This is a genomic window from Caulobacter sp. B11, from assembly GCF_002737765.1.
GTDB lineage: Bacteria > Pseudomonadota > Alphaproteobacteria > Caulobacterales > Caulobacteraceae > Caulobacter.
Map to the genome: position 1 here is coordinate 1 of NZ_PEGG01000217.1, position 5810 is coordinate 5810.

The 5810-nt window shown below is 67.4% G+C and carries 4 protein-coding genes and 1 pseudogene; all 5 read right to left on the reverse strand.

Going from position 1 to position 5810, the window contains the following annotated elements:
- On the reverse strand, window positions 1-556 hold a 556-nt coding region (locus CSW58_RS09440), incomplete at its 3' end, for a glycosyltransferase family 2 protein (protein WP_201721629.1).
- Window positions 550-1923, reverse strand: coding sequence for a DUF6880 family protein (locus tag CSW58_RS09445; protein ID WP_099447107.1), 1374 nt, complete (start codon window positions 1921-1923; stop codon window positions 550-552). The genes CSW58_RS09445 and CSW58_RS09440, both read right to left, overlap by 7 nt.
- Window positions 1920-2426, reverse strand: coding sequence for a hypothetical protein (locus CSW58_RS09450; RefSeq protein WP_099447108.1), 507 nt, complete (start codon window positions 2424-2426; stop codon window positions 1920-1922). The genes CSW58_RS09445 and CSW58_RS09450 overlap by 4 nt, the downstream gene beginning before the upstream one ends.
- Window positions 2427-2696: 270 nt before the next feature.
- Window positions 2697-4211, reverse strand: coding sequence for a tryptophan halogenase family protein (locus tag CSW58_RS09455; protein ID WP_099447109.1), 1515 nt, complete (start codon window positions 4209-4211; stop codon window positions 2697-2699).
- A 31-nt stretch (window positions 4212-4242) separates the two neighbouring features.
- A pseudogene (locus CSW58_RS16235) lies at window positions 4243-5761 on the reverse strand (tryptophan halogenase family protein).
- Between the last annotated feature and the right edge of the window lie 49 nt (window positions 5762-5810).

The window sequence follows — 5810 nt, forward strand, 5'->3', positions numbered from 1 at the left end:
GCAACAGATAGAGGTCGCCGAAAGCCGGCGCGGCGCTGGAGGCATGGAAGCCGCCGCCCCAGCGAATCGGTTCGCGGGTCGCCAGGGTCTTGCAGAGGTTGGAATTGAACTGCACCCAAACCCGCTGATCGAGGATCGGCCGCGAGGGGTCGATCGGCGGTTCGGCCAACACATCATGGATGACGTCCAGGCCGATCGCCGTATGGGCCGGGGCGTCGGTCCGCGCGAAATAGTCCAGCAGACCATCATAGCGGGCCGGATCGGGAAGCAGGAACTCATCGCAATCGGTGTAGAGCACGACGTCATAATGCTCGAGCATGGCCGTGGTCAGGCTGGAAATCGTGCGGGCCCGCGCCCGGTCGTCAAAGACGCTGCGCGGGGTCCTCAGGATGCTTTGATCGGTGATCCCCTCCAGCCGATCGGAGCCATGGTCGACGACGATGCAGTTCTGGCCGCCCAGGTGCCGGCCGTAATAGGCCAGCCAGAGCGGCAGGTTGAAGTGCTCGTTATAGACATTGGTGATCGCGCAGACCTTCAAGGCCCCGGCCCTCACCATCGTCGAAACCCGGCCACCCGCTGGGCGAAGGCGGCGTGGCTCTCGATGTCGTCGGTGACCGCCGGCGCGAGGCTGGCGGCTTCCAGCAGGTGGCGCTGGGCGGCCTTGTAGCGATCGGTGCGGGCGTATTTGACGACGTCGAGGATCATCAGGCGCAGCAGCAGGATGGCGGCCAGCGGATGGCGGCCCTCCAGGGCGCGGGCGGCGGGTTCAAGGACATCGGCGCGATCGCCGTGCAGCGCCGCGCCGCGGGTCGCCACCAGCAGGGCGGCCGACTCCAGGGCCGGCCAGGCGATGAAGAAGCTTAAGGCGGCATGGGGGTCGGGATAGGTCAGGGCCAGGGCCATGGCCCGGTCCTCGGCCTCGACATCGTCGAAATCGGCCAGCCGCTTGAGATAGTCGCGCAGGCGCGGCGCGGACAGGCCGGTCTCGAAGCTCGCCCAGCGCGCGGCCTGGGCGGCGTCGGTCTCGCCCCGGGCCTCAAGCACCGCGATATGGACATCCTCCCAGTCGGCGGCCCCGGTCCCGGGGCGGCCCGGACTGTCGGGCGCGGAGAGGGCCAGGGCCTGCGCGGCCTCGTCCAGGCGGCCCGCCCTGAGCAGCCGCCGGGCGATCTGGGCCCCGATCGGCGGAAGGATGACCTGGGAGGGCGTGAACAGGGCCCGGTAGCCGTCAACATCGCCCTGGGCGTCGGCCAGCACCTGGACGGCCGAGCGCAGCACGGCGTTCATCCGCTTCTGGGTGTTGAGCACCGCCTCGATCCGGGCGCGCAGAGTGGCGACGCCGGAAGCGGTCAAGGCCGGCAGCACCGCGCGCAGCAGGGCCACCACCAGGCCGGCATGGCCCGTCAGCAATTGGTCGAACAGTTGGTCGCCCAAGGCCTTGGGATCGGCGAGGGGCGCCTGTGCGGCGATGGTTCGGGCGTCTTCAACGGCGAGGCTGAACACCGCCTCGACCTCGCCCTTGGTGTCATTGACCCGCTCCAACACGCCTTCGGCCAGGTCGACGAAGCGGACGATCATCGACAGGGCCAGACTGGGGTCCAGCTCTGTCAGCTTGCCGGCGATCGCGGCGCGCTGCACCTCAAGATCCCGCACGAAGTCCTTGTATTTACGCCAATTGACCCGAGCCCCGCTCTGGCCGATCGCCTCAATTCGCTTGGCGATCTCGGCCGCTAGGTCGCCGGCCCCGACCTCGCCGGCCAGTTCGAGCTTCAGGCGGCGCTTGATGGCGGCGTTGCCCTCGGCCAGTTCCATCAACAGGGTCGCCAACTGCACCGGACCCAGCCGGGCCAGGTTGGCGACATTGACGCTCTTGCGGGCCCCGGCCTTCTTGACCACGGCGGCCACCTTGTCGGCCGCGCTCATGCCGCCCTCCCGACGTCGAGAGCCAGAGGCAGGGCGGCCGGCAGGGCGGCGGCATAGGCCGCGCCGGCATGGGGGACGCTTTCGCCGTGGGCGGCGAGGAAGGCGTGCTCGACCATCATCGCCTGTTGCTCGATGTTGAGGGCGCCGAAGGGCCGGCCCGACGCCAGATCATAGGCATAGGCGCGGGGCCCGTCTCCGGCCCGCAGCTTGGCCCACAGCAGGTTGACCCCGTTCTGGGCCTGCCAGACATGGGCCAGCTCGTGGACGAACATCGCCTGCAGCCTCAGCGGGACCTCGGGTGCCGCGAAATCCAGGCGCGCCGAGGTGGCGGGCCAGCCGATCAGCGTCGGTCCCGCCACGAAGGCCCGTCGCCAGACCGGCAGGGCCAGAAGGGTCAGGCGCGCGGTGTCCAGGCCCGCGCCAAACACGGCCTGGGCCAGGGCGCGCTCGGCGGACGTCAGGCGGCGCCAACGGCCCGGCGCAAGGGTTTGAGGGGGACTCATGGTCGCTCAACGGTAGGGCCTGACGGCCCGTCAGACCAGAGGCCGTCCGAACGGGCGAGCGACAGCGTCTGTCACCCCACCGGTCATCGACGAACTGTTCATGAAATCAGCAGCTTGCCGCCCTATCTTCTCGCCCTAACGACTGGCGAAGATGCGGGCCCGGGTGGCCGCCCGTTCCGCCGGATCCGCGCTCTGACCCGCAAGGCGAGGACGGCCCTCTCGCCCAGCCGCGCCGAAAGCTCTTAAAAGTCCAACCTAGAAAATTGAACTTTATGCGCTTTTTCGAACTGGCTCGGCCGGACAATGGGTGCGCAGGAAGGCCTCGTGGGTCGGCAGGGTGCGCACGAAGTCGGCCAGCATCGGCGCGGACCTGTCCATCAGCTGTTCGATGGCCGAATAGGGCACGCGATCGACCAGCTGCTGATAGCGCCGCGGCCGGATACCCATGCCCTCCATCACCGACTGCCAGCTGGGGGCGCGGAACATGTCGTCCACCCCGTCGCGCAGCACGCCGCTGGCCTGGAACAGATCGATGCGGGCCTTGAGGCTTTCGGGCAGTTCCACCGCCGCGCAGGCCTTCCAGAACGGCGTATCGTCGCGCTGGGTGGTGGCGTAGTGCAGCACGATGAAGTCGCGGATCTCTTCATAATCGCCGGTCATGCGGCGATTATATTCCGCCGCCAGGGTCGGATCGGCGTCCATGTCCGGGAAGAAACGCAGCAGATAGTCCATGCCCTTGTAGATCAGGTGCAGGGCGGTGGATTCCAGCGGCTCGATGAAGCCCCCGGCCAGGCCTATGGCCACGCAGTTCTTGACCCACAGGCGCTCGCGCATGCCGGTCTTGAACGGGATGACCTGCGGTTCGATCAGCACCTCGCCCTCGACCTGGCGCATCAGAACGGCCTTGGCCTCGTCGTCGCTCAAATATTGGCTGCAGAACACATAGCCATTGCCGGACCGGTGCTGCAGTGGGATCCGCCAGCGCCAGCCGAAGTCCTGGGCCTGGGACAGGGTATAGGGATGGGGCGCGCCGACATTGGCGGTCTGGACGGCGATGGCGCGGTCGCACAGCAGCAGGTCGGACCAGTCGCGGTACGGCTCGTTCAGGGTCTTGCCGACCAGCAGGCTGCGGAAGCCCGAACAGTCGATGAAGAAGTCGCCGGCCACCGCGCGGCCGTCCCTGAGGATCACCTTCTCGATGCCGCCATCGGCCCGGGTCGCCACGTCGGTGACGATGCCCTCGGTGCGCTTGACGTTACGCGCCTCGGCGAACCGGCGCAGATAGGCCGCCACCAGCTTGGCGTCGATATGCAAGGCGTAGTTGGCGTTGGCGATCATGGTCCGCTGCGCCTTGGCCGGCAGCATGAAACGGCCGGTGTCGGCCATCACCGTTGCGGGAGCAAAATCCTGCAGCTTGGACGGATGGCCATTGGCCTTGGCGCGAAGCCAGCACTGATAAAACTCATGCACGTCCACCGGCCCGCCGATCTGGCCAAACGGGTGGTAATAGGTCTCGCCCTTCGCGCGCCAGTCCTCGAAACGGATCGCCAGCTTGAAACTCGCCTGGGTTTTCTGGATGAAGTCCTGCTCGTCGATGCCCAGGGTGCGGATCAGTTGCAGGAATGGCGGGATCGTCGATTCGCCGACCCCGATCGTGCCGATCTCCTCGGATTCGATCAGCTCGACCTCGCAGAAGCCCTTCTCGAAATAGTGCCCCAGCATGGCCGCGCAGATCCAGCCGGCCGAGCCGCCGCCGACGATGACGATCTTCTTCAGGTGCGACATGGTTGCGACCTCCCCGGTTGGTGTTCGCCGTTCATTGCGCCGCCATGGCGATTGGACGGGCATTGTGTTCGATGAAGTCCGCGTGGGTCGGGGCCGCCTCGACCGCCCCGGCCACGGCCTTGCGCATTTCCGCCAAGGCGCCGGCCAGGCTGGCGGTGTCGAGGCCCTCGACGCTGGGGTCGCAGCTCTGGGGCATCAGGTCGAAGCCGGCATAGATGGCCAGCCAGCTGGCCGGCTGGAACATCTCCCAGCGATAGCGCACGAAATGGCCGCGGGCCTGGAACAGGTCGAGCTTGCGCTGCAGGGTGTCGGGCACGCTCATCTCGCGGCACTGCCGCCAGAAGTCGGTGTCGGTGCGACGGTTGGCCTTGTAGTGCAGGATCACGAAGTCACGGACCCGCTCCATCTCACGGCGCGACATGTCGTTGAACTCGTCGATGACCACGGGGCTGAACGAACGGTCGGGGAACAGCTGCTTGATCTTGTCGATGCCGGTCTCGATCAGGGCAATGCTGGTGCTTTCGAGCGGTTCCAGGAAACCCGCGGCCAGGCCCAGAGCGATGCAGTTCTTGTTCCACGCCTTCAGGCGTCGGCCCGGCTTGAAGCGGATCGTACGCGGCTCGTGCAGCAGGCGCTCGTCGATCGCTCCGACCAGGGTCTGGCGCGCGACCTCATCGCTGACATGGCGGCTGGAATAGACATAGCCGTTGCCGTAGCGATGCTGCAGCGGGATGCGCCAGCGCCAGCCGGCCGGAAGGGCGGTGACGTCGGTATAGGGCGGCGGCGCGCCCTGCCCTTCGCTCTGCACCGCGAGGGCGCCGTCGCACATTAGCCAGTGGTCCCAGGACTCGTAGCCGTTCGCAGGGCCTCTTCGATCAGCAGGCCGCGAAAGCCCGAGCAGTCGATGAACAGCTCGCCGGCGACGCGGCCGCCGGTGTCGAGGTCGACCGACTCGATGAAGCCGTCCTCGGGGCGAAGATTGACCCGGGTGATCCTGGCGTCGACGCAGGTCACTCCGGCCTTCTCGGCGACCTCTCGCATCAGCTTGGCGAACAGGCCGGCGTCGAAATGCAGGGCCCAGTCGAAGATCGACAGCTGGACGGCGGATTGCGCGACGGCAGGGTGAACTTGCCGGCCGCCGCCAGACTGGCGCCCAGGGAATAGTCGCCCATCGGCCCGGGATCGATCCCGGCCTGGCGCAGGCGCAGCCAGTAATTGTGGAACGGCACACCCTTGAGGTCCTGACCAAACAGGCCGAACGGATGGATGAAGGACGACCCTGGCTCGAGCCAGTCGTTGAAGCGGATGCCCAGCTTGCAGGTCGCGCCGGTGGCCTTCATGACGTCGAGGTCGGACAGGCCGAGGGTCTGGTAAAAGCGGCGGATCGTCGGGATCGTCGCCTCGCCCACCCACCGTGCCGATCTCGGAGGACTCGATCAGGGTGATCTTGAGCGCGTGCCCCGGAAGTGATGCTGAAGGCTGGCGGCCGCCATCCAGCCGGCGGTGCCGCCGCCGACGATGACGATACTGCCGATCCGGTTATCTTGCATGCGATGGGCTCCCGCCCTCAGCTTGACGCGCCAGGGCGGCGATGGGAAC

Coding starts and splice junctions, on each gene's coding strand:
- CSW58_RS09445 (WP_099447107.1), bottom strand. CDS start 1,923: ATGAGCGCGGCCGACAAGGTGGCCGCCGTGGTCAAGAAGGCCGGGGCC.
- CSW58_RS09450 (WP_099447108.1), bottom strand. CDS start 2,426: ATGAGTCCCCCTCAAACCCTTGCGCCGGGCCGTTGGCGCCGCCTGACG.
- CSW58_RS09455 (WP_099447109.1), bottom strand. CDS start 4,211: ATGTCGCACCTGAAGAAGATCGTCATCGTCGGCGGCGGCTCGGCCGGC.